Source organism: Zoogloea sp., assembly GCF_041911615.1.
Lineage (GTDB): Bacteria > Pseudomonadota > Gammaproteobacteria > Burkholderiales > Rhodocyclaceae > Zoogloea.
In genome coordinates, this window is the sequence record NZ_JAYROR010000015.1 from 51,019 (window position 1) to 75,716 (window position 24,698).

A 24,698-nucleotide genomic window follows, 5' to 3' on the forward strand; every position below is an offset into this window, starting at 1 on the left:
GCGCGGCGCCGTTACATTTTCAGGCTGCGCCGCGGGGTGGATCAGGCGGCGCTGAAAACCGTCTCGGCGCTGCCGCGCTGGCCCTTGTTATCGACCCAGGTCACGGCGAGGCGGTCACCGGCCTTGACGCCGCCGAGCTGGAAGGCGAACAGGGGATTGGCCGACACGGCGGTGCCGAGGGCGCCTTCAATGACCGGTCTGCCGTTGAGGCTGAGCACGACCGAGGTGATGAAGTGCGCCGACACGAGCTGGCCGCCGGCTTCGCGTCGCTGGCCGGATTCCATCGGGTGCGGCAGCAGGACGCGGACTTCGCCGTCGTCGCCCCGGACGGTGGCGCGCAGTTTGATCGGATCGGGCATGTCGGGTTTCTCCGCTATTCGCCGCAGCCGCCGACGGTTACCTTGACGTCGCGGAAGACGGTGTAGTGCCGGCCGCTGGCCAGGGCCACGACGCGCAGACGCGAACTCTCGGCCATCTTGAGCTTGGCCTGGAAGCGCGGCTGGGCGCCGGGGGCAAAATTGAACTGCAGGGCCAGGGGAAAGGGATTCTTGTCCACGAGCACCGACAGGCGCGTGGTGCCGGCGATCTGGCTGGCGACCTCGATGGGCACGGCGGCGCCGTTCTCGGCGATCTCCGGCGTCTTGAGGACGATCTCGCGGCTGGCCTCGGCGCCCGCAGCGCCGATCAGTCGAAGGGCATCGGCGACGTTGCGGGCTTCGAAAGGGCCGCGGGGAAAGTCGACCGCCACGGCGCGCCCCGGCCGGAGCACGCCGGCTCCCACCAGGGCCAGCAGCGCGCCGGTGCTGCCGAAGGCTTGCAGGAAGCTGCGTCGGGCTGCGGGCATCACGCCTCCGCCTTCCAGTGCCCGGACTTGCCGCCTTCCTTTTCGAGCAGGCGGATGCCTTCCATCGTCATGCCCTTGTCGACGGCCTTGCACATGTCGTAGATGGTGAGCAGGCCGATCTGGACGGCGGTGAGGGCTTCCATCTCGACGCCGGTGCGACCCACCGTCTCGGCGGTGACGGTGCAGCGGATGGTGTCCTGGCCTTCGGCTGCGAAATCGGCGGCAACCCGGGTGAGGGGGATCGGGTGGCACAGCGGGATGAGGTCGGCGGTGCGCTTGGCGCCCTGGATGGCGGCGATGCGGGCAATCCCGATCACGTCGCCCTTCCTGGTGTCGCCGGCGAGGATGCGGGCGAGGGTGGCGGGCCGCATGACGATGCGGCCTTCGGCGCGGGCGACGCGGCGGGTCTCGGATTTGGCGGCGACATCCACCATGTGGGCCTGGCCCTGGGCGTCGAAATGGGTGAAAGCGTCGGACATCGGACAGGGAACCGAAAGGTGAGGGCGGTTATCATAGCACCCGTGAAAAAACGACTGATCGCCGCCCTGTTGTGCGTGGCCATGATTCCCCGCGGCGTGGCCCAGAACCTGCCCGATCTCGGCGACAACGCGGCCAGCGAGCTGTCGCCCCTGGCCGAGCAGCGCCTGGGTGCGCAGATCATGCGCGAGATTCGCTGGCGCGATCCGTCCTACCTGCGCGACGCCGAGGTGGAGGACTACCTCAACCGCATCGGCGACCGGCTGGTGGCGGCCGGCGCGGGGGCTGGGTTGCCATTCCAGTTCTTCGGGGTCAGCGATACGTCGCTCAACGCCTTTGCGATGCCGGGTGGCAACATTGGGGTGCACAGCGGTTTGATCCTCGCGGCGCAGAGCGAATCCGAACTGGCCGGGGTGTTGTCCCACGAAATCGCCCACGTCACCCAGCGCCATATCGCACGAATGGTGGGCAAGCAGACCCAGAGCGGGCTGCTGATGCTCGCTTCGCTGCTGGTGGCGGTGCTGGCGGCCAAGTCGAGCGCTCAGGCCAGTCAGGCCGCGATCACCGCAGGGATGGCGGTCGGGGTCAGCAACCAGCTGGCCTACTCCCGGGACTTCGAGAACGAGGCGGATCGGCTCGGGGTGCAGAACCTCGCGGCGGCGGGTTTCGACGTGCGGGGGATGGTGAGCTTCTTCGAGCGCCTGCAGAAGAACGCGCGGCTCTACGAGAACAACGCGCCGGCCTACATGCGTACCCACCCGCTGACCAGCGACCGGATCACCGAGATGGAGAACCGGGTGGCCCAGATTCCGTATCACCAGGTGCCGGATTCACTGGATTTCCAGCTGGTGCGGGCCAAGCTGAAGGCGGGGCCGCAGCCGTCGCGGGAGCTCATTGCCGAGTTCGAGGCGGCGGCCCGGGTCGGCCATCCGACGGTCGCCGCTCAGTACGGGCTGGTGCGCGCTTACCTGGGGGCGCGCCGGCTTGCAGATGCAGACCGGGCGATGGTTGAGCTGCGCAAGCGCAACGCGCCCTCTCCGATGATCGACGGGCTGGAGGGCGACCTGCGCCTGGCCCACGCCGATCCGGCCGGGGCGGCCAAGATATTTCGCGACGCGCGGGCGCGCTATCCCCAGTCACGTCGCCTGATCTACGGCGAACTGGAGGCGCTGATCGATGCCGGGCGCCCGGCGGACGCGCTGACGGCGGTGAAGGCCGAGCTGCAGACCACCGCCACCGACGCGACCCTGTGGGAGCTGCGGGCACGTGCCGAGGCTGCGTTGGGCAGGCGTTTCGGCCAGCACCGTGCGCTGGCCGAGGTTTATGCGATCCGTGGCAATTACGCCGGCGCGGCCGAGCAACTGTCCCTCGCCCAAGGGGCGGGGGACGGCGACTTCTTCGAGCAGTCGGCGGTGGATTCGCGCCTGCGGGAGGTGCGGGCCCTGCTGGCCGAGCAGATGCGCGAGATGCGCGAGTCGCGCGGCCAGCACTGAATTAGATGGTGCCGTAGCGGACGTACAGCGCCCACACCAGATCGGCGAAGGCTTGCTGGTTGAAGCGCGGTCGGCCACTGACGGTGAGGGCCAGCCGGGTGCGCCCGATGTGCATCGGCCAGAAGCTGAGGCCGCTGATGCCGGCGGCGTCCACGTTGCCCCAGCCGTCGAGCAGATGGTCGCCGAGCTTGGCCAGGGCGACCGACTGACGCTCCGCCACCGACAGGATGTCGGCGCCGAGGGCGGCGAGGGCTTCGCCGGTCTCGGACGGATAGCCGGCCATGGCGAGGCAGAAGCCCATGCTGTCGGCAAGCACTGCCTGACCGCTGTCGCTGAGTGCGCCGAGCAGGACCGGGAGGGTCGATTCGAGGGTGCCCACCGGCGCCATCTTGGGCGCCGACCAGGCTTCGAGACAGGCGCTTTCCTGGAGCTGGAGCAGCGGCGCGAGGGCTGTCTCGGTGTCGGCCTCGCCGGTCCAGGCGCGGGCCTGCTCGGCACTCAGCATCGGGCTCATGGCCTCGCGCAGGATGGCGAGCAGGGCGCGGCGCTCGATGCTGTCGTCGGCGCGGGCGACGGCGCGCCAGGCGCCATAGGGCGTTACCGTGAGGTAGGAGCCGGGAATAATCTCAAGCATCGATCAGTCCGGGGTTGAGGGTGTAGAGAAGGGCCTTGACGAGCATGGCCACGTCGTCGCGGCTGCGCGCGTCGACCCGGAAGATGGCGGGGGCCGGCCGGTGACCGATGGCGGCGAGCTTGGCCCGATAGGCGTCAAGTCCGGGCGATTCGGCGCTGTCCATGTGGGTGACGCCGATCGCGACGGCAGTGCTCGAGATGAAATCCTTGAAGGCGGCGAGGTAGCCTTCGAGGTCGGCGAGCGGATCGGGATTGGCGTTGTTGATTAGCAGCACCAGGCCGATCCCGCCTTCCGACAGGATGTCCCACATGAAACTGAAGCGCTCCTGGCCGGGCGTGCCGTAGAGCATGACCTTCTCGCCGTCGGGCAGGTTCAGCACGCCGTAGTCCATGGCGACGGTGGTGGTCTTCTTGAGCTTGGCGGTCTCGTCGCTGGCCACGGCTTCGGTGCTGACCGGCGGAATGTCGCTGAGCGCGGTGATGGCGGTGCTTTTTCCTGCACCGACGGTTCCCGAGAAGATGATCTTGTTGTGACGGGCGCGTTCAGACCGCATTGAGGAGTTTCCTGAGAATTCTGGACAAAATCGACGGGCGTTGTTGTTGCTGTGGTGGAGGCGCGGCGGGCTCCGGAGCCGCGGCGTGTTGCGGCGCGGTCCGGCTTGCGGGTTGCGCGGGGGCCGGCGCGTCGGTGTCGAGCAGGCCCGCGAAGCGGGCCGACGAGAACACCGAGAAGACGTAGCGCTGCGGGACGCCGAGCCGGCTGGCGATGTCCACCGGGCTGGCCCAGGTGCGCACCCACAAGGCGGTGATGCGCAGCGCGTGGGGCGACATGAAGACCTGGGTGAAGTTGGGCCAGGCGCGCAGACGCACCGGCTTGTAGGGGTCGACGCCTTCCGGCAGGCGACCACGGGCGGCCCAGGCCGCGACGTTCCAGAGGAAATCCTCGGCGGTCCAGGTGGTGGCGTTGCCGGTGACGTGGGCGAGGGTCGAGGCGCCGACGATGCGCGCGGTGGTCTGGGGCAGCTGGGCCATCGACAGCGGGCGCAGCTGGTTGTCGCGAAAGTCGGTGATGCAGGCGGCCGAGGGCTGGGCGCGCACGCCGATGAGACGCGGCAGGCCGGCGATGAGGTGGGGCCGACCGGTGACGACGGCTTGCTCGACGGCGCGCTGGAGGTGGCCGATGAGGTAGTTGTCGGGGTTGAAGAACAGCTTTTCGGGCAGCGGGTAGGTGGGCGTTGCCGGCAGATCGTCCATCGCGCCGCAGAGGTCGCGCTCGTCGTCGGTCTGGACGCCGTGGCCCAGAGCGGCGGGCATCTCGGCCTGGAGCGGCGGTTCGGCGTCGGGCTGGATGGTGGGCGGTGCCGGCATGGTGGGCGGCGCGGGGCGTCGCGGTGGCACGGCGATGGTGCGGGCGCGCTCGGCCGCGGCCTGGGCGAGGATCCCGGGTAGCGCTTCGAGATTGAGCGGCTTGCCGAGAATCACCCGGTTGGGAAAGCGCTGGGCGTGATCCTTGGGGTGGAACGCATAGCAGACGACGCCAACCCGTGGATGGGCGCCAAGCTGCTCGAAGGCAGCGTCGACGCCGGGGCGATCGCAGTCGACGAGCGCCACCCGGGCGCCGTCGAGACTACTGGCCAGTCGTACCGAATGCTTCCAGTGGCGATCGACGGAGAGTCCGATCAGTCGCGCGTCCATGCTGCCCACGTGAAGCAGGAAGAGGGCGGTGGCGGGCTGGCCCGGAAGGATGGAATGGCGGCTCATGACGGTGTGAAACAGGTGGATGGCGGGCTCAGCGGATGCTCCCCGACGGCATCTCGGAATCGTGCAGGAAAACGCGGGCGCCTTCCACTGGCCGCGCCAGCACGGCGCCGGGGAGGGCGATGCGCGGGTCGTGACGGTCGAGCCCGGTGTCGAGGCGCGCGCTGAGGTAGAGTCCGAGGTCGTGCCGCTCCAGCGCTTCGTAGTGGTCGCGCAGCAGGCGGGTGCGCAGGGCTGCGCCGTGCGGGCCCAGGACGATCCACAGGTCGACGATGGCCGCGGCGGTGGCTGCGGCATCGTCGAGTTTGCTCCACAGGGAAATGCGCTGGACGTGAAGGTGCAGGTTCGCCGGCTTGCGGCCGATCTCGCCAGCAAGCAAGGCGCCGGTGGCCGGCGAACGCCAGCGGGATGCGATGCTCAACGTGCGCACCGGCAGACCGAAGACGGCAGGCGGCGCAGGACGGCGGATGCGTTCCGGCTGGGCCGGATCGGTCAGGAACAGCTTCACTGGGTCAGGGTCGAGATGATGTCGATCATGAATTCCACGTCTTCTTGCTGCACGGCTTGCCAGCTACGGGCGCCGAGGGCTTCGAGGATACCGCGCCCCTTGTCGCTTTCGTGCATGGAAACGAGTAGGCCCGTGATTTCGTCGGCACGCGGCTGCAGCGCCGGGCCGATCAGGAATACGTGATGGATGACGTGCAACTGACTGGTGACGAGCACGCGCAAGTCGCGGCGGACGATGGTGGACAGCGCCTCGAAGGCTTCGACCGGGAGGAAGCCGATGTCGGCTTCGCCACGCAGGATTTCGCGGGCGACCTGGATGTAGGTTTCGCGGCGGTGTTCGACGACATTGCCGGCGTCGAGGTTGGCCGGCTCGAGCAGGATGCGGCCCACGGTATTGACGCAGGGGTCGTCGCTGCAGGCGAGGCGGGCGCCGGCGCGCAGTTCGGGGATTGCCTGGACGGTGCTGCCTGCAGCGGCGACGATCACCATCTCGTCGGGCTGGCCTTCGGGGCGGGCGAGGGCGCGGAAGCCCTTTTCGCGTACCAGCAGGGACGCGTCGAAGGGGTTGGCGTAGATGATGTCGACCTTGCCTTCGGCGATGGCGGCACGCTGGTCGCCGAAGCTGTTGTAGAGCTCCAGGTGGATCGGCACCGACAAGGCGCGCTGCAGCCAGGTGTTGAAGATGTACCAGTCGGAAATGCGTTCGTTGGGAAAGCTGGGACTTACCGTGAAGTTGAAGGTCATGATCAGCTCATTTTCCGGTACTGGACTTCGGCAGCGATGACTTTTTCGCGGGAGGGCTCGCGCCGCACCGAGGTGTAGCCGACGATCTGGCCGTTGCGCACGTTGGGCACGACCGTGGCATACACCCAGTAGTGTCCTCCGTCCTTGCGCAGGTTCTTGACGTAGCCGTGCCACTGGCGGCCGGCCTGCACGGTTTCCCAGAGGTCGCGGAAGGCCTCGGCGGGCATGTCGGGGTGGCGCAGCAGGCAATGGGGCTGGCCGATGATCTCGGCTTCGCTGTAGCCGGACATGTCGACGAAGGACTGGTTGCACTGGGTGATGATCCCGGCGGTGTCCGTTCGCGAGACGATCAGCTTGCCATGGGGGTAGGGCGTCTCGATCGAGGTGACGAAAACCCGCCGACGGGTTCCGTCGGCGTAGGTCAGGGTGTGCTCGACAGCGTCGCCCACAATCTGGGCGGGGTCCATGTCATTCACGGCGCGGGCTCCTGTTAGCCGAGGATCCTTCCAATGGCATCGGCGGCGCGGCGGACGTCCAGGAAAACGAGGCCCAGCTTGGCGTTCGGCTTGGCCATGACGGTGAGCACGGCGTCGGCGCCGGCCTGGACCATCAGCACGTAGCCCTTTTCACCCTTGATGAGCACCTGGTCGAGGGCGCCGCGGGCCAGTTCGCGCGCGGTGCGATCGCCGAGGGAAAGCATGGCCGCGCTCATGGCACCGACGCGGTCCTCGTCGACCGTGTTGGGGAGCAGGGCGGCCATCATCAGACCGTCGGAGGAGATGATGGCGGAGGCCTCGATGTCCGCGGAGGTGCCGTTCAGGTCGTTGAGAACGGTTTGGAGCATGTTGGAGCGCATCGTTGAGTACCTTGAAGTGAGAGCGTTGAAGTGGTCGGGCGAAGTGTCGCCCCGCATAACATGTCCGTGTGGGCTGCACTGCAGGGTATCGCTTCGTTTATGACGTTATTTTTCGAGTTGTCATTATTTCACAATCTGTCTTGGGTTTTTTTGATCCGAGTTTGGTTGGTCGTGACGTTGTTATCGGGTCTGGGTGGGTTGCAGGTTAAAATTCTGCCTCGATTGTCCTGGATGAGGCTGGAGTCGTACGATGGATTTTGACAAGGAAGTGGATGCCCGAGGCTTGAACTGCCCGTTACCCATTTTGCGCGCAAAAAAAGGGCTGGCGGAGATGCAGGCGGGGCAGGTACTGCGCGTGCTGGCAACGGATCCAGGGTCGGTTAAGGACTTCGCCGCGTTTGCCCGGCAGACCGGCAACGAGCTGCTGGGTCAGGGCGAGTTGCCCGACAAGGCTTACGAGTTCTTCCTGCGCCGCAAGTAGGCGGTAAAGCGGGAGGCTGCAAGAAAAACGGCCACGCAAATGCGTGGCCGTTTTTCATTGCCGGAGAGGGCGCGTCAGGCGGCCGGCAGCTTGGCGAGCTGCGGCTTGAGCTTGTCCAGCGTGGCGCTGAAGCTGGCGAGGCGCTCTTTCTCCTGGGCGACCACGGCTGCCGGTGCGCGGGCCACGAAGCTCTCATTGGCCAGCTTGGCGTTGGCCTTGGTGATCTCGCCCTCGATCCGGGCGATTTCCTTCGAGAGACGCTCGCGCTCGGCGGCGATGTCGATCTCCACCTTCAGCATCAGGCGCTGCTCGCCGACGATGGCGACCGGGGCGATCTCATCGCTGCCGATCTCATCGACGACCTGGACCTCCGACAGCTTGGCGAGGCCGGCGATGTAGGGCGCGAACCTGGTCAGGCGTGCGCTGTCGCCAGCGGCCACCAGCGGCATGCGCTGGGCCGGGGAGATGCCCATCTCGCCCCGCAGGTTGCGGCAGGCGTAGATCAGGCTCTTGAGTTCGGCGACGTCGGCTTCGCTCGTCTCGTCGCAGCGGCCGAGATCGGCCTCCGGGTAGCGGGCGAGGCACAGGCTGTCCACGTCCTTGCGGCCGGCGAGCGGGGCCACCGTCTGCCACAGCTCTTCGGTGACGAACGGAATCAGCGGGTGGGCCAGACGCAGGATGGTCTCGAGCACGCGGATCAGCGTGCGGCGGGTGCCGCGCTGCTGGGCTTCGTTGCCGGTGTTGATCTGGACCTTGGCGAGTTCGAGGTACCAGTCGCAGTACTCGTCCCAGACGAATTCATAGATGGCTTTGGAGACGAGATCGAAGCGGTAGCCGGCGAAGTGCTCGGCGACTTCCTTCTCGACGCGCTGCAGGCGGCTGACGATCCAGCGGTCGGCGAAGGAGAACTCCAGCGGGCCGTTGCCGCCACAGCTCGGGCCGTCCTGCTTGTGCTCGAGGCCCAGGTCGTGGCCCTGGACGTTCATCAGCACGAAACGGGTGGCGTTCCAGAGCTTGTTGCAGAAGTTGCGGTAGCCCTCGCAGCGGCTCATGTCGAACTTGATGTCGCGGCCCGGGCTGGCGAGGCTGGCGAAGGTGAAGCGCAGCGCGTCGGTGCCGAAGGCGGGGATGCCTTCCGGGAATTCCTTGCGGGTCTTCTTCTCGATGCTGGCGGCCTGCTTGGGGTTCATCAGGCCGGTGGTGCGCTTGGCGACCAGCGCATCCACGCCGATGCCGTCGATCAGGTCGATCGGGTCGAGGACGTTGCCCTTCGACTTGGACATCTTGGCGCCTTCGGCGTCGCGGATCAGGCCATGCACGTAGACGTGCTTGAACGGAATCTTGCCGGTGATGTGCTTGGTCATCATGACCATGCGCGCCACCCAGAAGAAGATGATGTCGAAGCCGGTTACTAGGACCGTGGACGGCAGGTAGAGATCCAGCGCGTCGTTGGACTTGGCCGGGTATTCGGGCGTCCAGTCGAGGGTCGAGAACGGCCACAGGGCGGACGAGTACCAGGTGTCGAGCACGTCCGGGTCGCGGGTCAGCGGGCCGGGGTAGCCGGCCTTGTCGGCCAGGGCGCGGGCTTCTTCCTCGGAGTGCGCAACGAAGCACTCGCCGTCGATGCCGTACCACGCCGGAATCTGATGGCCCCACCACAGTTGGCGCGAGATGCACCAGTCCTGGATGTTGTTGAGCCACTGGTTGTAGGTGTTGACCCAGTTGCCGGGCACGAATTCGATCTCGCCGGACGAGACGACTTCGAGCGCCTTCTCGGTGATCGACTTGCCGTCGGCGCCGGGCTTGCTCATGGCCACGAACCACTGGTCGGTGAGCATCGGCTCGATGACCACGCCGGTGCGGTCGCCGCGGGGCACCTGCAGCTTGTGGGGCTTGGTGTCCACCAGCACGCCTTCGGCTTCCAGGTCGGCCACGATGGCCTTGCGGGCGTCGAAGCGGTCGAGGCCCTGGTATTTGGCCGGGGCGTGCTCGTTGATCTTCGCATCGAGCGTGAGGATGCTGATCTGCGGAAGATTGTGGCGCTGGCCGACGGCGTAGTCGTTGAAGTCGTGGGCCGGGGTGACCTTGACGACGCCGGTGCCGAACTCGCGATCGACGTAGTCGTCGGCGATGATCGGGATGTTGCGGTCGCACAGGGGCAGGCGGACTTGTTTGCCGATCAGGTGGGCGTAGCGCTCGTCTTCGGGGTGGACCATCACGGCCACGTCGCCGAGCATGGTTTCGGGACGGGTGGTGGCGACGGTGAGGCCGGTGAGTTCACCGATCGGGCCGTCCGCAAACGGATAGTTGATGTGCCACATGAAGCCGTCTTCTTCTTCCTGGACGACTTCCAGGTCGGAGACGGCGGTGTGCAGCTTCGGATCCCAATTGACCAGCCGCTTGCCGCGGTAGATCAGGCCTTCGTTGTAGAGGCGCACGAAGGTCTCGGTGACGATCTTGTTGAGGCCGGCGTCCATCGTGAAGCGCTCGCGGCTCCAGTCGGGGCTGGTGCCCATGCGGCGCATCTGGCGGGTGATGGTGCCGCCGGAGTATTCCTTCCACTCCCACACTTTCTCGAGGAACTTCTCGCGGCCGAGGTCGTGGCGGGAGATGCCCTGGGCGTCGAGCTGGCGTTCGACGACGATCTGGGTGGCGATGCCGGCGTGGTCGGTGCCGGGCTGCCACAGGGTGTTCCAGCCGCGCATACGATGGTAGCGGGTGAGCGCGTCCATGATCGTCTGGTTGAAACCGTGACCCATGTGCAGGGTGCCGGTGACGTTGGGCGGCGGCAGCAGGATGCAGAAGGATTGATCGGCGGGCTTGCTGCGGTCGAGTCCGGCGGCGAAGTAGCCGCTCGATTCCCAGTGCTCATACCAGCGGCGCTCGATCTCCGCCGGCTCGAAACTCTTGGCCAATTCCATGGTGGGGGCTGTCTTTGATGGCAAAACGCGGATTATAGCGGATGCAAGCCGCGTGCCTGCCGGCAAGACTTGGCGCGTAACCGTGGCTTACGCGTCGGCGTCGCTGTCGAGGGAGTCGGCGATCCGGGCCGAGACGAGGGGCAGCAGCGTGGCGCGCAGGTGGGCTGCGGCCTTGGTGCTCAGACGTTCGGCGAGTTCGTCGAGTTCGCGGGAGACGAGCTGGGGCAATTCGTTGGCGACCCAGTCCTCGATGTGGCGGGCGATGGCGGTGTCGAGGGCGACAAGACGTTCGGCCAGATCCGTGGGCAGGGCCGTGGATGCGACGGCGGCGATGACCGGGTCGGTGTCCACGGGCTCGAGGATGATCGGTTCGGATTCGCCGATGAAGGGCTCGACGCGCGCATCGTCGAAGTCGTCCACCACATCGGTGAGGATCGGCAGGTCGTCGGCGTCCTGCAGGGGGGCGAGGGCGTCGGCGGTATCGAGCAGGTGATCGCCGTCGTCGTCATCGAGGGGGATTTCGAGTTCGGGCTTGGCGTGGGGGGCGTGAAGGGTCATTCGCCACTCCGTTGGGCGAGGTCATGGGCGTCGAGGGCGTAGCCCTGCTGCTTGTAGCTGCGATAGCGCTGGCGCGCGGCGAGGCGTTCGGGTTCGCTGGGGCCGACGATCTCGATGACCAGCTTGAAACGGTCCACGTCGGCCGGCTGCTCGTCGCCGAGGTTGATCAGGACGTCCTCGTGCGTCAGTGCCTCGAGCCGGCTACCGATGACCACCGGGGTCTCGGCCGCCAGGGGCGAGGTGGCCGGCACGTGGGGGACGAAAGCGAGGGGCTGGAAGCTCCACAGCATGTGGTCGAAGTGCCGGGCAATGCCGTCGTCGGGCGCGAAGACCGACACCCGCCGCCCGCCGGCGCTGGCCTTGGCAGCGAGCACGCAGGCCACGCGCAGACGGTCGGGCGCGTTGTGGTAGAAGCGGATGTCGGTCATCGGCGGGGCTTACTGACCCGCCCGTTCGATCAGGAACTGGGTGAGCAGCGGCACGGGGCGACCGGTGGCGCCCTTGTCGGCGCCGGACTTCCAGGCGGTGCCGGCGATGTCGAGGTGCGCCCACTTGTAGGCCTTGGTGAAGCGGGCCAGGAAGCATGCGGCGGTGATCGTGCCGGCGCCCTTGCTGCCGATGTTGGGGATGTCGGCGAAGTTGCTCTTCAGCATGTCCTGGTATTCGTCCCACAGCGGCAACTGCCAGGCCTTGTCGCCCGCAGCCTGACCGGCGGCGAGGAGTTCGGCGGCGAGGGCGTCGTCGTTGGCCATCAGGCCCGAGGTGAGGTTGCCCAGGGCGATGATGCAGGCGCCGGTGAGGGTGGCCACATCGATGACGGCGGTGGGGTCGAAGCGTTCGGCGTAGGTGAGGGCGTCGCAGAGGATCAGGCGGCCCTCGGCGTCGGTGTTGAGGATCTCGATGGTCTGGCCGGACATCGAAGTGACGATGTCGCCCGGCTTGGTGGCTGCGCCTCCCGGCATGTTCTCGGTGGTCGGCACGAGTGCGACCACGTTGATCGGCAGCGCCATCTGCGCGATGGCCTTGAGCGTGCCGAGCACGCTGGCGGCGCCGCACATGTCGTACTTCATCTCGTCCATGCCCTCGCCGGGCTTGAGGGAGATGCCGCCGGTGTCGAAGGTGATGCCCTTGCCGACCAGCACCACCGGCTTGTCCTTCGGCTTGCCGCCTTTGTACTGGAGGACGATGAACTTGGGCGGCTCGTGGGAGCCGCGCGCCACCGATAGCAGGGCACCCATCCCCAGCTTTTCCATGTCGCCCTTTTCGAGCACCTCGACCTTGATCTTGTGGTCCTTGGCGAGCTTCTTGGCGGTGGTGGCGAGATAGCCGGGTGTGCACACGTTGCCGGGCAGGTTGCCGAGGGTCTTGGCCAGGGCCATGCCGTCGGCGATGGCCTCGCCACGGCGCAGCGCGTCGTCGAGCGCGTCGCCGGGCTTCTTGACGAGGAAGGTGAGCTTCCTGACGCCTTTCTTCGATTCTTCGCGCTTCGACTTGAGTTCGTCGCAGCGGTAGGTGCTGTCCTTGAGCACTTGCGTGGCCTGGGCGATGCGCCAGGCGAGGTCGCGGTGGGGCAGCTCGGCGTCGGCGAGGCAGAACAGCGCTTCGTGCGCCATCGAGCCGGCGAGCTGGCGGGCGGCGGCCGAGATCGCGTCCCGATAAGCTTTGTCGGACAAGTCGTCCGCCTTGCCGAAGCTGACCACCAGCACTCGCGGCGAGGCGACGCCAGGCAGGTCGTGGAGCATCAGCGTGGCGCCGGTCTTGTCGTCGAGCTCGCCGCGGGCAATGAGGGCGGAAATGGCGCCGTTGCTGGCCTTGTCGATGGCCTTGGCCGCCGCGCCGAGATCGCCGCCGGCGTAGGTGCCGACCACGATGCAGCCGCTTTTGAGTTTTTCCGGCGATCCGGCCTTTATGGTAAATTCCACCCGCTTCTCCTTGGAAACACGCGTCATTGGGACATCGCGCCATTATGGCCGGCACCCCGGCGGACGTCAAAACGCCCGCCCGACGACGCCAGACCCCCTCCCTCCGCATGATTTTTCTTCGAGCCGCTCAGCGCGAATTCACGCAGAACGCCGTGGCGGTCTTCGTGGCGCTGTTCGCCATCCTCATTTCCACGGTGCTGATCCGCCTGCTCGGCCAGGCCGCGGGCGGCCGCGTGCCGGCCGACGCGGTGCTGGCGCTGATCGGCTTCGGTGCTGTGGCGCAGATGCCGGTGGTGCTCTCATTGACCGTCTTCATCGCCATCCTGATGACGCTTTCCCGCTGGTATCGGGATTCGGAAATGGTGGTGTGGTTTTCCAGCGGGCTGCCGCTGACCGCCTGGGTCCGGCCGGTGCTGCGCTTCGCGCTGCCGGTGGTGGCGGTGATCGCGGCCCTGTCGCTCTTCGTGGCGCCCTGGGCGCAGAAGAAGAGCGTCGAGTACAAGGAGCAGCTCAGCAACCGCGATGACGTCTCGCGGGTTGCGCCGGGTCTGTTCCGGGAGTCGTCCGGTGGCGAGCGGGTGTTCTTCGTCGAGGCGCTGTCGGGTGACGAGGGCCGCGTGCGCAATGTTTTCGCGAGCAGCATGCAGCACGGTCGTCTCGGAATCATGGTGGCGTCCCAGGGGCACACCGAGGTCGATGCCGCCGGCAATCGTTTCGTGGTGCTCGAGCACGGCCGCCGCTACGAGGGCACGCCGGGGACGCCGAGCTATCGCGTGATGGAGTTCGAGCGCTACCAGATCCTGATGGAGTCCAAGGAAGCCGCCACCGCGCCGCGGGCCCCCAAGACGCTGGCGCTGCCGGCCCTGATCAAGAGTCAGGATGAGCGCAGTCGCGGCGAACTGCTGGCCCGGATCAGTACGCCGGTGCTGGCGATGATGCTCTCGCTGCTGGCGATCCCGCTTTCGTTCGTCAATCCTCGGGCCGGGCGCACCAACAACCTGATCCTCGCCATCCTCATCTACCTGATCTACAGCAACGCGGTGAGTGTCTGCCAAGCCTGGGTCGGTCAGGGTCGGATGCGTTTCGACGTGGGCCTGTGGGTTCCCCATCTGGCGATGCTCGGCGTGCTGGCCATCCTGTTCTATCGTCGGATCAGCGTGTTTGCCCGCTGGCGGAGGCGCTGATGATTCCTGTTTATATCCGCTACCTCGGGCGCGAGATTTATGCCGCGGTCGCGCTGGTGTTGCTGGCCTTCCTGGGGCTGTTCGCGTTCTTCGATCTGGTGAACGAGCTCGACGAGATCGGCAAGAGCGGCTACCAGTTGCATCACGCGGCCATCTACGTGGCCATGATCATGCCGGGGCGGGTCTATGAGCTGATGCCGATCGCGGTGCTGATCGGCACCCTCTACACCCTGACCACGCTGGCGCGGCATTCCGAGATCACCGTGCTGCGTGCCTCGGGCTTGTCCACGGGACGCTTCCTGGGCGGGCTGCTGGCCATCGGCAGCGTTTTCGTGCTGGTCACTTTCGTGTTCGGTGAGTACCTCGCCCCGCCGGCCGAGCGGGCGGCGCAGCAGTGGCGTCTGGCTGCAACCCGGTCGATGGTGTCCCAGGAGCTGCGCACCGGCCTGTGGGTGCGCGACGGGCGGCGCTTCGTCAATGTGCGCAACGTCCTGCCGGATACCTCCCTGCAGGGGGTGCGGCTGTATGAATTCGACGAGAAGGCGGCGCTCGTCTCGATCAGCGAGGCGGAGAAGGGCGTCCACGACAAGCAGGAGGGCTGGAAGCTCACCCATGTCGCGCAGACCCGCTTCCTGGGGAGCCGTACCGAGGTGGTCATCCTGCCCGAGATGCTTTGGAAGTCAGAGCTGACGCCGGATGTGCTGTCGGTGCTGATGGTTGTACCCGAGCGCATGTCGGTCGAAACCCTGTATTCCTACATCCACCACCTGCAGGAAAACAATCAGCGCACCACGCGGTACGAAATCGCGCTGTGGAAGAAACTCGCCTACCCGTTTGCGGCGCTGGTCATGATGGGGCTTGCGCTACCCTTCGGCTACATGCAGACGCGGATGGGTGGGGTGAGCCTGAAGGTGTTCTCCGGCATCATGATCGGCGTCGGCTTCCACCTTCTGAACGGTCTCTTTTCCAACCTCGGGGTGATCAACGGCTGGATTCCGGCGGTTGCGGCACTGACGCCGAGCATCGTCTTCCTGCTCGCTGCGATGGGGATGATGTGGTGGGTGGAGCGCCGCTGAGGCGGTAGGGACGCTTTAGGCGAGGCGTGTTCTGTCGGGCGGTCTCGTTCAGGTGTTCAGCAGGACGATCCGGGTGCCTGCAAGGCGATCGTGAAGGAACTGACGGTCGCGATCCAGAACCGCCCAAACCAGCCCCACGCCAAAAAAGCAGATCGAAGGCCAGGCCAGCGTATAGCGCACGCAAGCCTGGCCCAGCGGAACCGGCTTGCCCTCCACGTCGACGAGGCGAAGCTTCCAGGTCTGCATTGCGAGCGTCTGACCGCCGCGACGCCAATACCACAGGAAATAGCCGCCCAGCACGGCAAAGATGTAGGCCCAAAGCAGCCCGCCGCCGGGCGTGTAGTGGGTGCCGATGCCGATGATCAGGAGCGGCACCATGAAAGTCAGCGCAAGCACACCCAGAAGCAGCAGACCTTCATAAACAAGGCTCGCGAGACGGCGGCGCAGGCCCGCCAGTTCGACAGTCTGCCGCGCAGGAGGGGAAACCTCCGGGCGGGCTTTGCGTTGTTGCATGGCGTTGCCTCAGGGCTGAATTCAGGGCTTGATGGGCGCGGGGGGCGGGGGGGTATTGATCGCAGTCTCGATCGGGGCCGGCGTGACCGCCGGCACCACGGTGCTGGTGGCTGCCGGTGCAGCGGGCGCGCTGGCCTCGACGGCCGGGCTCGGCTTGGCCGGAATCTTCGGCTTGAGCGGGCGCGGCGGCGGCGGGGCTGTCAGGGGCTTGATCGGCGGAGCGCCGATCTTGGGAATCGCCGGCTTGGCGGCAGGCTTGTTCGCTGCCTCGGTGAACCGCTGCTTCTCTTCGCTGGGAAGATCGCGGTAGATGTTCCATTTCTGGCGCAATGCCTCGCGCTGCTCAGGCGGAATGCGCTGCAGGTTGCGGTATTGGTCGCGGGCGACTGCGCGTTGCTCCGGCGTGAGGGAGAACCAGGTTTCCATCCGACCTTGCAGGCGCGACTGCTCCTCCGGCGTGTAGCCGGGAAAGCGATCCGCGATGCCGACCCATTTGCGCTTGCGCTCGTCCGGCAGGTCGCGCCATTCCTTCGCCAGCGGCGCGAGCGTGCGCTGCTGTTCGGGCGTGAGGTCGGACCAGGCCGGTGCGGTGAGCGGAGGCGTCGCGAAAACCGGCGTCGCGCAGGCGATCAGACAGCCGGCTGCGATCAGTCGGGCGAGTCGTTTTGAACCCATGCGTCGAATCCGCGATCCAGGTAAGCATCAATCGGCAGGTCGTCGGCGAGCAGGGCGCTATCGACTTCCTCCATGTCGGCGGTGCGCTGGAGTTCGCCCAGGAAACCGGTGCCCAGTGCGGCCGCGATGACCAGCAGCATCGCCAGGGCGGTCCGGCCGCGGGGCAGGACGTGTTCCGAGAACAGCTGACCAATGCCCGCCACACTCAGGCCGCGCACCGCAACCTTCTGCCGGCCGAGCGCCTTTTGGCGCGCCTCGTGGAGGCGGCTCGAGACGGAAGGCGACAAGTTGCGGGTCGAGGTATTGAGGTGTTGCCGGATCCGGAACTGAAGATCGTGGTCGTTCATAGCGTGATGCCCTTTGCTGCAAGTGCGGCGGCAAGGGTATGCGTCGCCCGCGAACAGTGCGTTTTCACGCTGCCCTCGGAGCACCCCATTGCCGCGGCCGTTTCGGCGATGTCCATTTCTTCCCAGTAACGCATGAGGAAGGCTTCGCGTTGACGTGGCGGAAGCTTTTCGATTTCCCTTTCGATGGCGTTCAGGGTCTGCTGTTGTTCGAGTTGCGTGTGGGGCGATTCGCTCTTGTGTTCGCTGTCGGCCGATTCGATGGTTTCGAGCGGGTCGTGCTCGTCGTCTTCGGGCCCCGAAAACGCCGACAGCAGCGTTGTCCACATGCTCCGCACCTTTTGACGGCGGTAGTGGTCGCGAATGACGTTCTGGAGAATGCGCTGGAAGAGCATCGGCAGTTCGTCGACAGGCTTGTCGCCGTATTTTTCGGCGAGCTTCATCATCGCGTCCTGCACGATGTCGAGCGCCGACTCTTCGTTGCGCACCGCGAACAGCGCTTGCTTGAAGGCGCGCTTCTCGACGCTGGCGAGAAAATCCGATAGTTCGAGGCGGGAGGGCAGGGCGCGTTCCTCAGGAGTCAGGCAGATGCGGCGCGGGCGATGATACGTCGCGGCGGGCGAAGAAGGAAATCGGATAGGGCGGAAGTGCCGGTAACCCGCCTTGACCAATCGCGGGCCGGGCGGTATGGTTCGACGTTTTACATTGCCGATACAGCTTCGGGTGCGTTGATGGTCTTGACCGGTGCGGAAATTGTAATCAGGTGTCTCCAGGAAGAAAAGGTTGATTATCTTTTCGGTTATCCCGGCGGCGCTGTCCTCTATATCTACGACGAACTGTTCAAGCAGGACAAGGTTCGTCACGTTCTGGTTCGCCATGAACAGGCCGCGATCCACGCCGCCGACGGCTATGCGCGCTCGACCGAGAAGGTCGGCGTGGCGCTGGTGACGTCCGGCCCCGGGGCCACCAATGCGGTCACGGGCATTGCCACCGCCTACTGCGATTCGATTCCCCTGGTGGTGATCTCCGGTCAGGTGCCCGCTGCGGCGATTGGCCAGGACGCCTTCCAGGAAGTCGACACCGTCGGCATCACGCGTCCGTGCGTCAAGCACAACTTCCTGGTCCGCGACGTTCGTGAAATCGCCGATACCATCAAGAAGGCTTTCTATCTGGCCAAGACCGGCCGTCCGGGGCCGGTGCTGGTGGATATTCCCAAGGACATCACCGCCCAGAAGTGCGAATTCGAGTACCCGCAAACGGTGTCGATGCGCTCCTACAACCCGGTGGTGAAGGGGCATCAGGGCCAGATCAAGAAGGCGTTGCAGCTGTTGCTCGAAGCCAAGCGGCCGATGGTTTATACCGGTGGTGGTGTGGTGCTCGGCAATTCCGCCGACAAGCTTACCGCGCTGGTTCGCAAGCTCGGTTTCCCGTGCACCAACACATTGATGGGCCTGGGTGGCTATCCCGCCACCGATCGCCAGTACGTGGGCATGCTCGGGATGCACGGCAACTACGAAGCGAACATGGGGATGCACTACTGCGATGTGCTGCTCGCCGTCGGCGCCCGCTTCGACGACCGTGTCATCGGCAGTCCGGCGCATTTTGCGTCCGAGCCGCGCAAGATCATCCACATCGACATCGATCCGTCGTCAATCTCCAAGCGCGTGAAGGTCGATGTGCCCATCGTGGGCGATGTCGGCGAGGTGCTGGGTGAGATGCTGGCGATGCTCGAGGGTGCCGCAGAGCGTCCCGACGAGAATTCGCTGGCGGCCTGGTGGAAGCAGATCGAGGACTGGCGTCGTCGCGATTGCCTGAAGTTCAACCAGGGCGACACACTGATCAAACCGCAATTCGTCATCCAGAAGCTGTGGGAAGTCACCGGCGGCGATGCCTTCGTGACCTCCGACGTGGGGCAGCACCAGATGTGGGCGGCGCAGTACTACAAATTCGACAAGCCGCGCCGCTGGATCAACTCGGGTGGCCTGGGCACGATGGGCTTCGGCCTGCCTGCGGCGATGGGCGTGCAGCTCGCCAACCCGGGCGCTCCGGTCGCTTGCGTCACTGGCGAGGCGTCGATCCAGATGAACATCCAGGAGCTGTCCACCTGCAAGCAGTTCCGGCTGCCGATCAAGGTGGTGATGCTCAACAACCGCTACCTCGGCATGGTGCGGCAGTGGCAGGAGATCTTCCACGGCAACCGCTATTCCGAGTCCTACATGAACGCGCTGCCCGACTTCGTGAAGCTTGCCGAATCCTACGGCCACGTGGGGATCCGGATCGACAACCCGTCGGACGTGGAAGGCGCGCTGCGCGAGGCGTTCAGCCGCAAGAACGATCTGGTCTTCCTCGACTTCCAGGTGGATCAGACCGAGAACGTCTATCCGATGGTCCAGGGGGGCAAGGGCCTCACGGACATGATCCTGTCGGCCGAAGACCTCTGAGCGGTGGGCGCCTGTTGCGACAGGCGCCGATCCGCCGGCCGGATGCCAGCAGGTGTCGCGGGCCGATGAAAAATCACCAAGATACAGTTATGAGACACGTCATCTCTCTTGTCCTCGAAAATGAATCCGGCGCGCTGTCGCGTGTTTCCGGCCTGTTTTCCGCGCGGGGTTACAATATCGAATCCCTGACGGTGGCGCCCACCGAGGATGCCTCCCTGTCGCGCATGACGATCGTCACCTCCGGCTCCGACGACATCGTCGAGCAGATCACCAAGCAGCTCAACAAGCTGGTGGAAGTGGTCAAGGTGGTTGACCTTTCCGAGTCGGCTCACATCGAACGCGAGCTGATGCTCGTCAAGGTGCGGGCGACGGGCAAGGATCGCGAGGAAATGAAGCGCCTGGCGGACATTTTCCGCGGCCGCATCATCGACGTCACCGATGCCAGCTACGTGATCGAACTCACCGGCACCCAGGCCAAGCTCGATTCGTTCGTCAGTGCGATCGATGCCGGGCTGATTCTCGAAACCGTGCGTTCCGGCATCTGCGGCGTTGGCCGCGGGGATCGGGTATTGAAGGTTTAATGTGGCTTGAGGCGGGCCTCCCCGGCGCGCGTCACGCCTTGATTTGCTCCTCTTCTGTCAGAAAGGCAAGAAATGAAGGTTTTTTACGATAAGGATGCGGACCTCTCCCTGATCAAGGGCAAGCAGGTGACGATCGTCGGTTACGGCTCCCAGGGCCACGCTCACGCCCAGAACCTGAAGGAATCCGGCGTCAACGTGACCGTCGGCCTGCGCAAGGACGGCGCCTCGTGGAACAAGGCCGTCGCCGCTGGTCACAACGTTCAGGAAGTCGCCGACGCCGTCAAGGCGGCCGACGTGGTCATGATCCTGCTGCCGGACGAGTCCCAGCCGGACGTCTACAAGAACGACATCGCCCCGAACATCAAGCAGGGCGCGACCCTGGCCTTCGCCCACGGCTTCAACGTGCATTACAACCAGATCGTGCCGCGCGCCGACCTGGACGTGATCATGGTTGCCCCGAAGGGCCCGGGCCACACCGTGCGCTCCGAATACCTCAAGGGCGGCGGCGTGCCGACCCTGATCGCCGTCTACCAGGACAAGTCCGGCAAGGCTCGCGACATCGCCCTGTCCTACGCGGCTGCCAACGGCGGCACCAAGGGTGGCGTGATCGAGACCAACTTCCGCGAAGAAACCGAGACCGACCTCTTCGGCGAGCAGGCTGTCCTGTGTGGCGGCGCTGTCGAGCTGGTCAAGATGGGCTTCGAAACCCTGACCGAAGCCGGCTACGCGCCGGAGATGGCCTACTTCGAGTGCCTGCACGAGCTCAAGCTGATCGTCGACCTGATGTACGAAGGCGGCATCGCCAACATGAACTACTCCATCTCCAACAACGCGGAGTATGGCGAGTACGTGACCGGCACCGAAGTCATCAACGAGAAGTCCCGCGAAGCCATGCGCAACGCCCTGAAGCGCATCCAGACCGGCGAATACGCCAAGATGTTCATTCTGGAAGGCAAGACCAACTACCCGTCCATGACCGCCCGTCGTCGTCTGAACGCTGCTCACCCGATCGAAGTGGTCGGCGGCCAGCTGCGCGACATGATGCCGTGGATCAAGGCCAACAAGCTCGTCGACCAGTCCAAGAACTGATCTGAGCTGTCTTGATTGACGCGCGGGGGACGAAAGTCCCCCGCGTCGTTTCTGGCGCGCGCGACGGCGCCGATGCGCTTTTCCACCGCCATTTCAGGCCCGCCGGATTCAGCTGCGTTACAATCCCGTTCGATTTCACTCAGTGCCCGATTCCATGGCCGATCTGCAATCTCGCAAGCCCCTGCTGAACCCGGAGCGGCGACGCCGCGGCATCTACATCCTTCCCAATCTGTTCACGACCGCTGCGCTGTTCGCGGGCTTCTACGCCATCGTTCAGGCAATGAACGGGCTGTACGAGCAGGCCGCGGTGGCGATCTTCATCGCCATGGTGCTCGATGGCCTCGATGGCCGCGTCGCCCGCCTGACCCGTACCCAAAGCGCTTTCGGGGCCGAGTACGACTCGCTCTCCGACATGGTGTCCTTCGGCGCAGCCCCCTCGCTAATCGTGTACGAGTGGGCGCTCAAGGGCATGGGCAAGCTCGGCTGGATGGCGGCTTTCATCTACTGCGTCGGCGCTGCACTCCGTCTGGCGCGCTTCAATACCAACATCGACGTGGTCGACAAGCGTTACTTTCAGGGGCTGCCCAGCCCGGCGGCTGCGGCACTGGTTGCGGGTCTGGTATGGGTGATGATCGACAACGGCATTGCCGGCCCAGACGTGCGCTGGTACGCCTGCGCCCTGACCATTTTTGCCGGTGTATCCATGGTCAGCAACGTATTGTTCTACAGCGGCAAGGAAATCAACCTGCGTCGCAGCGTGCCCTTCATCGTCATCATCGCCTTTGTGCTGGGTTTCCTGCTGGTTTCCAGCTACCCGCCGGGTGTGCTTTTCGGTTTGTTCCTCTGCTATGCGGTCTCGGGTTATGTGCTCGGCGTCTGGAACTGGATCAAGGGGCGTCGCCGTGGCGCCGCATCGGTTGCGACGCCCGAAAAGACCGACTCATAGTTTTTCGCCCAGGGCTCTCGCAGTGGGCCCTTTGATTTTCCCGTTTTTCGTCCGGCCAATTGAACGGCCGGGTACTCGCATAAATCCAATTCAAGCGTCTCGGCAGGAGCCCATCATGAACGACCAGTTGATCATTTTCGACACGACCCTTCGCGACGGCGAGCAAAGCCCCGGCGCGTCGATGACGCGGGATGAGAAGCTGCGGATCGCGCGTCAACTCGAGCGCATGAAGGTCGACGTGATCGAGGCGGGCTTCGCGGCAGCCTCGAATGGCGATTTCGAGGCCGTTCGCGCGGTGGCCGAAGCGATCAAGGATTCCCGCATCTGTTCGCTGGCGCGCGCCAACGAGAACGACATCCGGCGCGCCGGCGAGGCCATTCGCCCGGCGGCCCAGAGCCGCATCCATACCTTCATCGCGACCAGCCCGATCCACATGGAGAAGAAGCTGCGCATGTCGCCCGACGAAGTCGTCGAGGCGGCGGTGAAGGCGATCGGATGGGCGCGGGAGTACACCGACGATGTGGAGTTTTCGGCCGAGGATGCCGGCCGTTCCGAGATCGATTTCCTGTGTCGCATCTTCGAGCAGGTTATCAAGGCCGGCGCGACCACCATCAACGTGCCCGATACTGTCGGCTACAACATTCCCGAGCAGTTCGCCGCGACGATCCGCACCCTGATCGAGCGGGTGCCCAATTCCGACAAGGTGATCTGGTCGGTGCATTGCCACAACGACCTCGGCCTGGCTGTGGCGAATTCGCTGGCGGCGGTGCGCGCAGGGGCGCGGCAGGTCGAATGCACGATCAACGGCCTCGGCGAGCGCGCAGGCAATGCGTCGCTTGAAGAGGTGGTGATGGCCGTGCGTACCCGCAAGGACGTTTATCAATGCGACACCCGCATCGATACGACCCACATCGTGCCGGCGTCCAAGCTGGTGTCGGGCATCACCGGTTTCCCGGTTCAGCCCAACAAGGCGATTGTCGGGGCCAACGCGTTCGCCCACGAATCCGGCATTCATCAGGACGGCGTGCTCAAGCACCGCGAAACCTACGAGATCATGCGCGCCGAAGATGTGGGCTGGACGGCCAACAAACTGGTCATGGGCAAGCATTCCGGACGCAACGCGTTCCGCTCGCGCCTGCTCGAGCTGGGGGTGGTGATCGAGTCCGAAGAGCAGCTCAACAGCGCGTTTGCGCGCTTCAAGGCGCTGGCCGACAAGAAGCACGAAATCTTCGACGAAGATCTGCAGGCGCTGATGAGCGACGACAGTTCTGAGCCCAAGGAACACTTCCGGCTGGTGTCGTCGGCCTTTCATTCCGAAACCGGCGAATCGCCGTGCGCACGGGTGACGCTGTCGGTCGGCGGTCGTGAGGAAAAGGTCGAGTCGAGCGGCTCTGGCCCGGTTGACGCGGCGTTCAAGGCGATCGAGAGCATTGCCTCGAGCGGTGCTGAGCTGCTGCTCTATTCGGTCAATGCGATCACCACCGGCACCGACGCCCAGGGCGAGGTGACGGTGCGGCTGTCGAAGGACGGTCGCGTGGTCAACGGCCAAGGCGCCGACACCGACATCATCGTCGCGTCGGCGAAGGCTTATCTCAATGCGCTCAACAAGCTGCAGAGCAACACCGAGCGGCTGAATCCTCAGGTGTGAACTGTGGAGCGGCTGGCTCAGGCGTCGGTCTGCGACGCCTTGGCAAGCCGCGACGGCGCAGTGTTGCGGGCATAGAACATCGCCGCCAGAAAGAAGATCACGCTCAACACGGCCTCCGCCAGCGCCAATGCGTTGCCGGGGGCCGGGTCGTTGGTACGGATCACGCCTTCGGTAAGGTAGAGCAGGATCAGCATCGTGCTCCATTGGTAGGTATAGCGCTTGCCGCGCAGGATGCCGAACAGCGGCACCATCAGCGGCAGCACCTTGAGTGTCATCCACGAGCCGCCGGGACGCAGCGGGGCGAGGATGGCCTCCCAGGCGAGGCACAGGGAGATCAGCGCGAGGAGGCTGACTATGGCGATCAGCGAGAGCGTCTTGGGTTTCATGGTGTGGCGAGCTTCAGGGCGGTTTCGGCAAGGCGCTTGCCGAGGGCGATGGCGAGGCGTTGTTCTTCGTCGGTGATGCGGGTGTTGTCGTCGTTGCCGGCAACGTGCGTGGCGCCGTAGGGCGAACCGCCGCTTCGGGTGCGGGTGAGGTCGGGTTCGGAGAAGGGCAGGCCGACGATCAACATGCCGTGGTGAAGCAACGGCGTCATCATCGACATCAGGGTGCTTTCCTGTCCGCCGTGCTGACTTGCCGACGAGGTGAAAACGCATGCCGGCTTGCCGGCGAGGGCGCCGGAAAGCCATGGCCCTGCGGTTCCGTCGAGAAAGTACTTCATCGGTGCCGCCATATTTCCGAAACGGGTCGGACTCCCCAGCGCGAGGCCGACGCACTCTTCGAGATCCCGCATTTCGGCATAAGGGGCGCCGCTTTCGGGAATATCGGCTTCGGTCGCCTCGCAGACGGTCGAGACGCGCGGCACGGTGCGCAGTCGGGCCGCGGCGCCGGGTACGGAATCGACTCCGCGGGCGATCAGGTCGGCCAGTGCGCGGACCGAGCCGCGATGGCTGTAGTAGAGAACGAGGATTTCCTGCATGGTAGGGCCTGTGAAACGGAAAGGCATT

Annotated in this window: 29 protein-coding genes; 9 read left to right on the forward strand and 20 right to left on the reverse strand. The window is 65.4% G+C overall.

Going from position 1 to position 24,698, the window contains the following annotated elements; translation table 11 throughout:
* Positions 1-41 precede the first annotated feature (41 nt).
* Genes soxZ through moaC form a run of 3 tightly spaced genes read right to left on the reverse strand, consistent with a single transcriptional unit; the run spans position 42 to position 1,323 of the window.
* Positions 42-359, reverse strand: a complete 318-nt coding sequence (gene soxZ, locus ACE3P2_RS01985; protein WP_374260352.1) for a thiosulfate oxidation carrier complex protein SoxZ — start codon at positions 357-359, stop codon at positions 42-44.
* 14 nt (positions 360-373) lie between these two features.
* A complete protein-coding gene (locus ACE3P2_RS01990; RefSeq protein ID WP_374260354.1) occupies positions 374-844 on the reverse strand; it encodes a thiosulfate oxidation carrier protein SoxY in 471 nt (156 codons plus the stop codon).
* The gene (moaC, locus tag ACE3P2_RS01995; protein WP_374260357.1) at positions 844-1,323 is read right to left on the reverse strand and encodes a cyclic pyranopterin monophosphate synthase MoaC; all 480 of its coding nucleotides are present in this window, start codon (positions 1,321-1,323) and stop codon (positions 844-846) included. The genes ACE3P2_RS01990 and moaC overlap by 1 nt, the downstream gene beginning before the upstream one ends.
* Positions 1,324-1,365: 42 nt before the next feature.
* Between moaC and ACE3P2_RS02000 the strand changes: the two genes are divergently transcribed.
* Positions 1,366-2,814: a M48 family metalloprotease gene (locus ACE3P2_RS02000; RefSeq protein WP_374260359.1), complete on the forward strand. Its 1,449-nt coding sequence runs from the start codon at positions 1,366-1,368 to the stop codon at positions 2,812-2,814.
* 1 nt (position 2,815) lies between these two features.
* On the opposite strand, the gene ACE3P2_RS02005 is transcribed toward ACE3P2_RS02000, so the two are convergent.
* The 7 genes from ACE3P2_RS02005 to ACE3P2_RS02035 are packed head-to-tail and all read right to left on the reverse strand — an operon-like array spanning position 2,816 to position 7,300.
* Positions 2,816-3,448, reverse strand: a complete 633-nt coding sequence (locus ACE3P2_RS02005) for a hypothetical protein (RefSeq protein ID WP_374260362.1) — start codon at positions 3,446-3,448, stop codon at positions 2,816-2,818.
* Positions 3,441-4,001 carry an ATP/GTP-binding protein gene (locus ACE3P2_RS02010; RefSeq protein ID WP_374260364.1) on the reverse strand — a complete coding sequence of 187 codons (561 nt, stop codon included), beginning with the start codon at positions 3,999-4,001 and terminating at the stop codon, positions 3,441-3,443. The genes ACE3P2_RS02005 and ACE3P2_RS02010 overlap by 8 nt, the downstream gene beginning before the upstream one ends.
* Positions 3,991-5,208 (reverse strand): hypothetical protein, encoded by a 1,218-nt coding sequence (locus ACE3P2_RS02015; protein WP_374260366.1) that lies wholly within the window; start codon positions 5,206-5,208, stop codon positions 3,991-3,993. Before ACE3P2_RS02015 ends, ACE3P2_RS02010 begins: the two co-directional genes overlap by 11 nt.
* Before the next feature lie 28 nt (positions 5,209-5,236).
* Positions 5,237-5,713, reverse strand: coding sequence for a hypothetical protein (locus ACE3P2_RS02020; protein WP_374260368.1), 477 nt, complete (start codon positions 5,711-5,713; stop codon positions 5,237-5,239).
* Positions 5,710-6,456, reverse strand: a complete 747-nt coding sequence (locus ACE3P2_RS02025) for a phosphate/phosphite/phosphonate ABC transporter substrate-binding protein (RefSeq protein WP_374260370.1) — start codon at positions 6,454-6,456, stop codon at positions 5,710-5,712. Before ACE3P2_RS02025 ends, ACE3P2_RS02020 begins: the two co-directional genes overlap by 4 nt.
* A 2-nt stretch (positions 6,457-6,458) precedes the next feature.
* Positions 6,459-6,923, reverse strand: coding sequence for a PAS domain-containing protein (locus tag ACE3P2_RS02030; RefSeq protein WP_374260583.1), 465 nt, complete (start codon positions 6,921-6,923; stop codon positions 6,459-6,461).
* A 23-nt stretch (positions 6,924-6,946) separates the two neighbouring features.
* Positions 6,947-7,300 (reverse strand): roadblock/LC7 domain-containing protein, encoded by a 354-nt coding sequence (locus ACE3P2_RS02035; protein WP_374260372.1) that lies wholly within the window; start codon positions 7,298-7,300, stop codon positions 6,947-6,949.
* Between the two features lie 262 nt (positions 7,301-7,562).
* Between ACE3P2_RS02035 and ACE3P2_RS02040 the strand changes: the two genes are divergently transcribed.
* On the forward strand, positions 7,563-7,793 hold the full coding sequence (locus tag ACE3P2_RS02040) for a sulfurtransferase TusA family protein (protein WP_374260374.1): 231 nt from the start codon (positions 7,563-7,565) through the stop codon (positions 7,791-7,793).
* 74 nt (positions 7,794-7,867) lie between these two features.
* Here the strand turns inward: ACE3P2_RS02040 and ACE3P2_RS02045 are convergent, their stop codons facing one another.
* The 4 genes from ACE3P2_RS02045 to ACE3P2_RS02060 all read right to left on the reverse strand — a co-directional run bounded on the left by ACE3P2_RS02045 (position 7,868) and on the right by ACE3P2_RS02060 (position 13,194).
* Positions 7,868-10,714: a valine--tRNA ligase gene (locus tag ACE3P2_RS02045; protein ID WP_374260377.1), complete on the reverse strand. Its 2,847-nt coding sequence runs from the start codon at positions 10,712-10,714 to the stop codon at positions 7,868-7,870.
* Between the two features lie 87 nt (positions 10,715-10,801).
* A complete protein-coding gene (locus ACE3P2_RS02050) occupies positions 10,802-11,272 on the reverse strand; it encodes a hypothetical protein (protein ID WP_374260379.1) in 471 nt (156 codons plus the stop codon).
* Positions 11,269-11,700 (reverse strand): DNA polymerase III subunit chi, encoded by a 432-nt coding sequence (locus tag ACE3P2_RS02055; RefSeq protein WP_374260381.1) that lies wholly within the window; start codon positions 11,698-11,700, stop codon positions 11,269-11,271. Before ACE3P2_RS02055 ends, ACE3P2_RS02050 begins: the two co-directional genes overlap by 4 nt.
* A gap of 9 nt (positions 11,701-11,709) precedes the next feature.
* Positions 11,710-13,194, reverse strand: a complete 1,485-nt coding sequence (locus ACE3P2_RS02060; RefSeq protein ID WP_374260384.1) for a leucyl aminopeptidase — start codon at positions 13,192-13,194, stop codon at positions 11,710-11,712.
* A gap of 107 nt (positions 13,195-13,301) precedes the next feature.
* Between ACE3P2_RS02060 and lptF the strand changes: the two genes are divergently transcribed.
* Complete coding sequence (lptF, locus tag ACE3P2_RS02065) at positions 13,302-14,378, forward strand: LPS export ABC transporter permease LptF (protein WP_374260386.1); 1,077 nt, start codon at positions 13,302-13,304, stop codon at positions 14,376-14,378.
* Positions 14,378-15,454 (forward strand): LPS export ABC transporter permease LptG, encoded by a 1,077-nt coding sequence (lptG, locus tag ACE3P2_RS02070; RefSeq protein ID WP_374260389.1) that lies wholly within the window; start codon positions 14,378-14,380, stop codon positions 15,452-15,454. The genes lptF and lptG overlap by 1 nt, the downstream gene beginning before the upstream one ends.
* Before the next feature lie 48 nt (positions 15,455-15,502).
* On the opposite strand, the gene ACE3P2_RS02075 is transcribed toward lptG, so the two are convergent.
* From ACE3P2_RS02075 to ACE3P2_RS02090, 4 genes are read right to left on the reverse strand one after another with little or no spacing between them, the layout of a single operon-like run.
* Complete coding sequence (locus ACE3P2_RS02075; RefSeq protein WP_374260392.1) at positions 15,503-15,967, reverse strand: RDD family protein; 465 nt, start codon at positions 15,965-15,967, stop codon at positions 15,503-15,505.
* 21 nt (positions 15,968-15,988) lie between these two features.
* Entirely contained in the window at positions 15,989-16,642 is a 654-nt protein-coding gene (locus tag ACE3P2_RS02080) for a DUF3106 domain-containing protein (protein WP_374260394.1), read from the reverse strand.
* Positions 16,615-16,989, reverse strand: a complete 375-nt coding sequence (locus ACE3P2_RS02085; RefSeq protein ID WP_374260397.1) for a DUF3619 family protein — start codon at positions 16,987-16,989, stop codon at positions 16,615-16,617. The genes ACE3P2_RS02080 and ACE3P2_RS02085 overlap by 28 nt, the downstream gene beginning before the upstream one ends.
* Positions 16,986-17,657 carry an RNA polymerase sigma factor gene (locus ACE3P2_RS02090; protein ID WP_374260400.1) on the reverse strand — a complete coding sequence of 224 codons (672 nt, stop codon included), beginning with the start codon at positions 17,655-17,657 and terminating at the stop codon, positions 16,986-16,988. The genes ACE3P2_RS02085 and ACE3P2_RS02090 overlap by 4 nt, the downstream gene beginning before the upstream one ends.
* Before the next feature lie 60 nt (positions 17,658-17,717).
* On the opposite strand from ACE3P2_RS02090, the gene ACE3P2_RS02095 reads away from it, so the two are divergent.
* The 5 genes from ACE3P2_RS02095 to ACE3P2_RS02115 all read left to right on the forward strand — a co-directional run bounded on the left by ACE3P2_RS02095 (position 17,718) and on the right by ACE3P2_RS02115 (position 23,691).
* Positions 17,718-19,427: an acetolactate synthase 3 catalytic subunit gene (locus ACE3P2_RS02095; RefSeq protein WP_374260402.1), complete on the forward strand. Its 1,710-nt coding sequence runs from the start codon at positions 17,718-17,720 to the stop codon at positions 19,425-19,427.
* An 89-nt stretch (positions 19,428-19,516) separates the two neighbouring features.
* Positions 19,517-20,008, forward strand: coding sequence for an acetolactate synthase small subunit (gene ilvN / locus ACE3P2_RS02100; RefSeq protein WP_374260404.1), 492 nt, complete (start codon positions 19,517-19,519; stop codon positions 20,006-20,008).
* Between the two features lie 72 nt (positions 20,009-20,080).
* Positions 20,081-21,097, forward strand: a complete 1,017-nt coding sequence (ilvC, locus tag ACE3P2_RS02105; RefSeq protein WP_374260406.1) for a ketol-acid reductoisomerase — start codon at positions 20,081-20,083, stop codon at positions 21,095-21,097.
* A gap of 154 nt (positions 21,098-21,251) precedes the next feature.
* Complete coding sequence (pssA, locus tag ACE3P2_RS02110) at positions 21,252-22,043, forward strand: CDP-diacylglycerol--serine O-phosphatidyltransferase (RefSeq protein WP_374260409.1); 792 nt, start codon at positions 21,252-21,254, stop codon at positions 22,041-22,043.
* Between the two features lie 115 nt (positions 22,044-22,158).
* Positions 22,159-23,691 carry a 2-isopropylmalate synthase gene (locus ACE3P2_RS02115; protein ID WP_374260586.1) on the forward strand — a complete coding sequence of 511 codons (1,533 nt, stop codon included), beginning with the start codon at positions 22,159-22,161 and terminating at the stop codon, positions 23,689-23,691.
* 17 nt (positions 23,692-23,708) lie between these two features.
* Here ACE3P2_RS02115 and ACE3P2_RS02120 read toward each other — a convergent pair whose 3' ends face one another.
* Positions 23,709-24,077 carry a DUF2069 domain-containing protein gene (locus tag ACE3P2_RS02120; protein WP_374260411.1) on the reverse strand — a complete coding sequence of 123 codons (369 nt, stop codon included), beginning with the start codon at positions 24,075-24,077 and terminating at the stop codon, positions 23,709-23,711.
* A complete protein-coding gene (gene wrbA, locus ACE3P2_RS02125) occupies positions 24,074-24,670 on the reverse strand; it encodes an NAD(P)H:quinone oxidoreductase (protein WP_374260588.1) in 597 nt (198 codons plus the stop codon). The genes ACE3P2_RS02120 and wrbA overlap by 4 nt, the downstream gene beginning before the upstream one ends.
* Positions 24,671-24,698 lie beyond the last annotated feature (28 nt).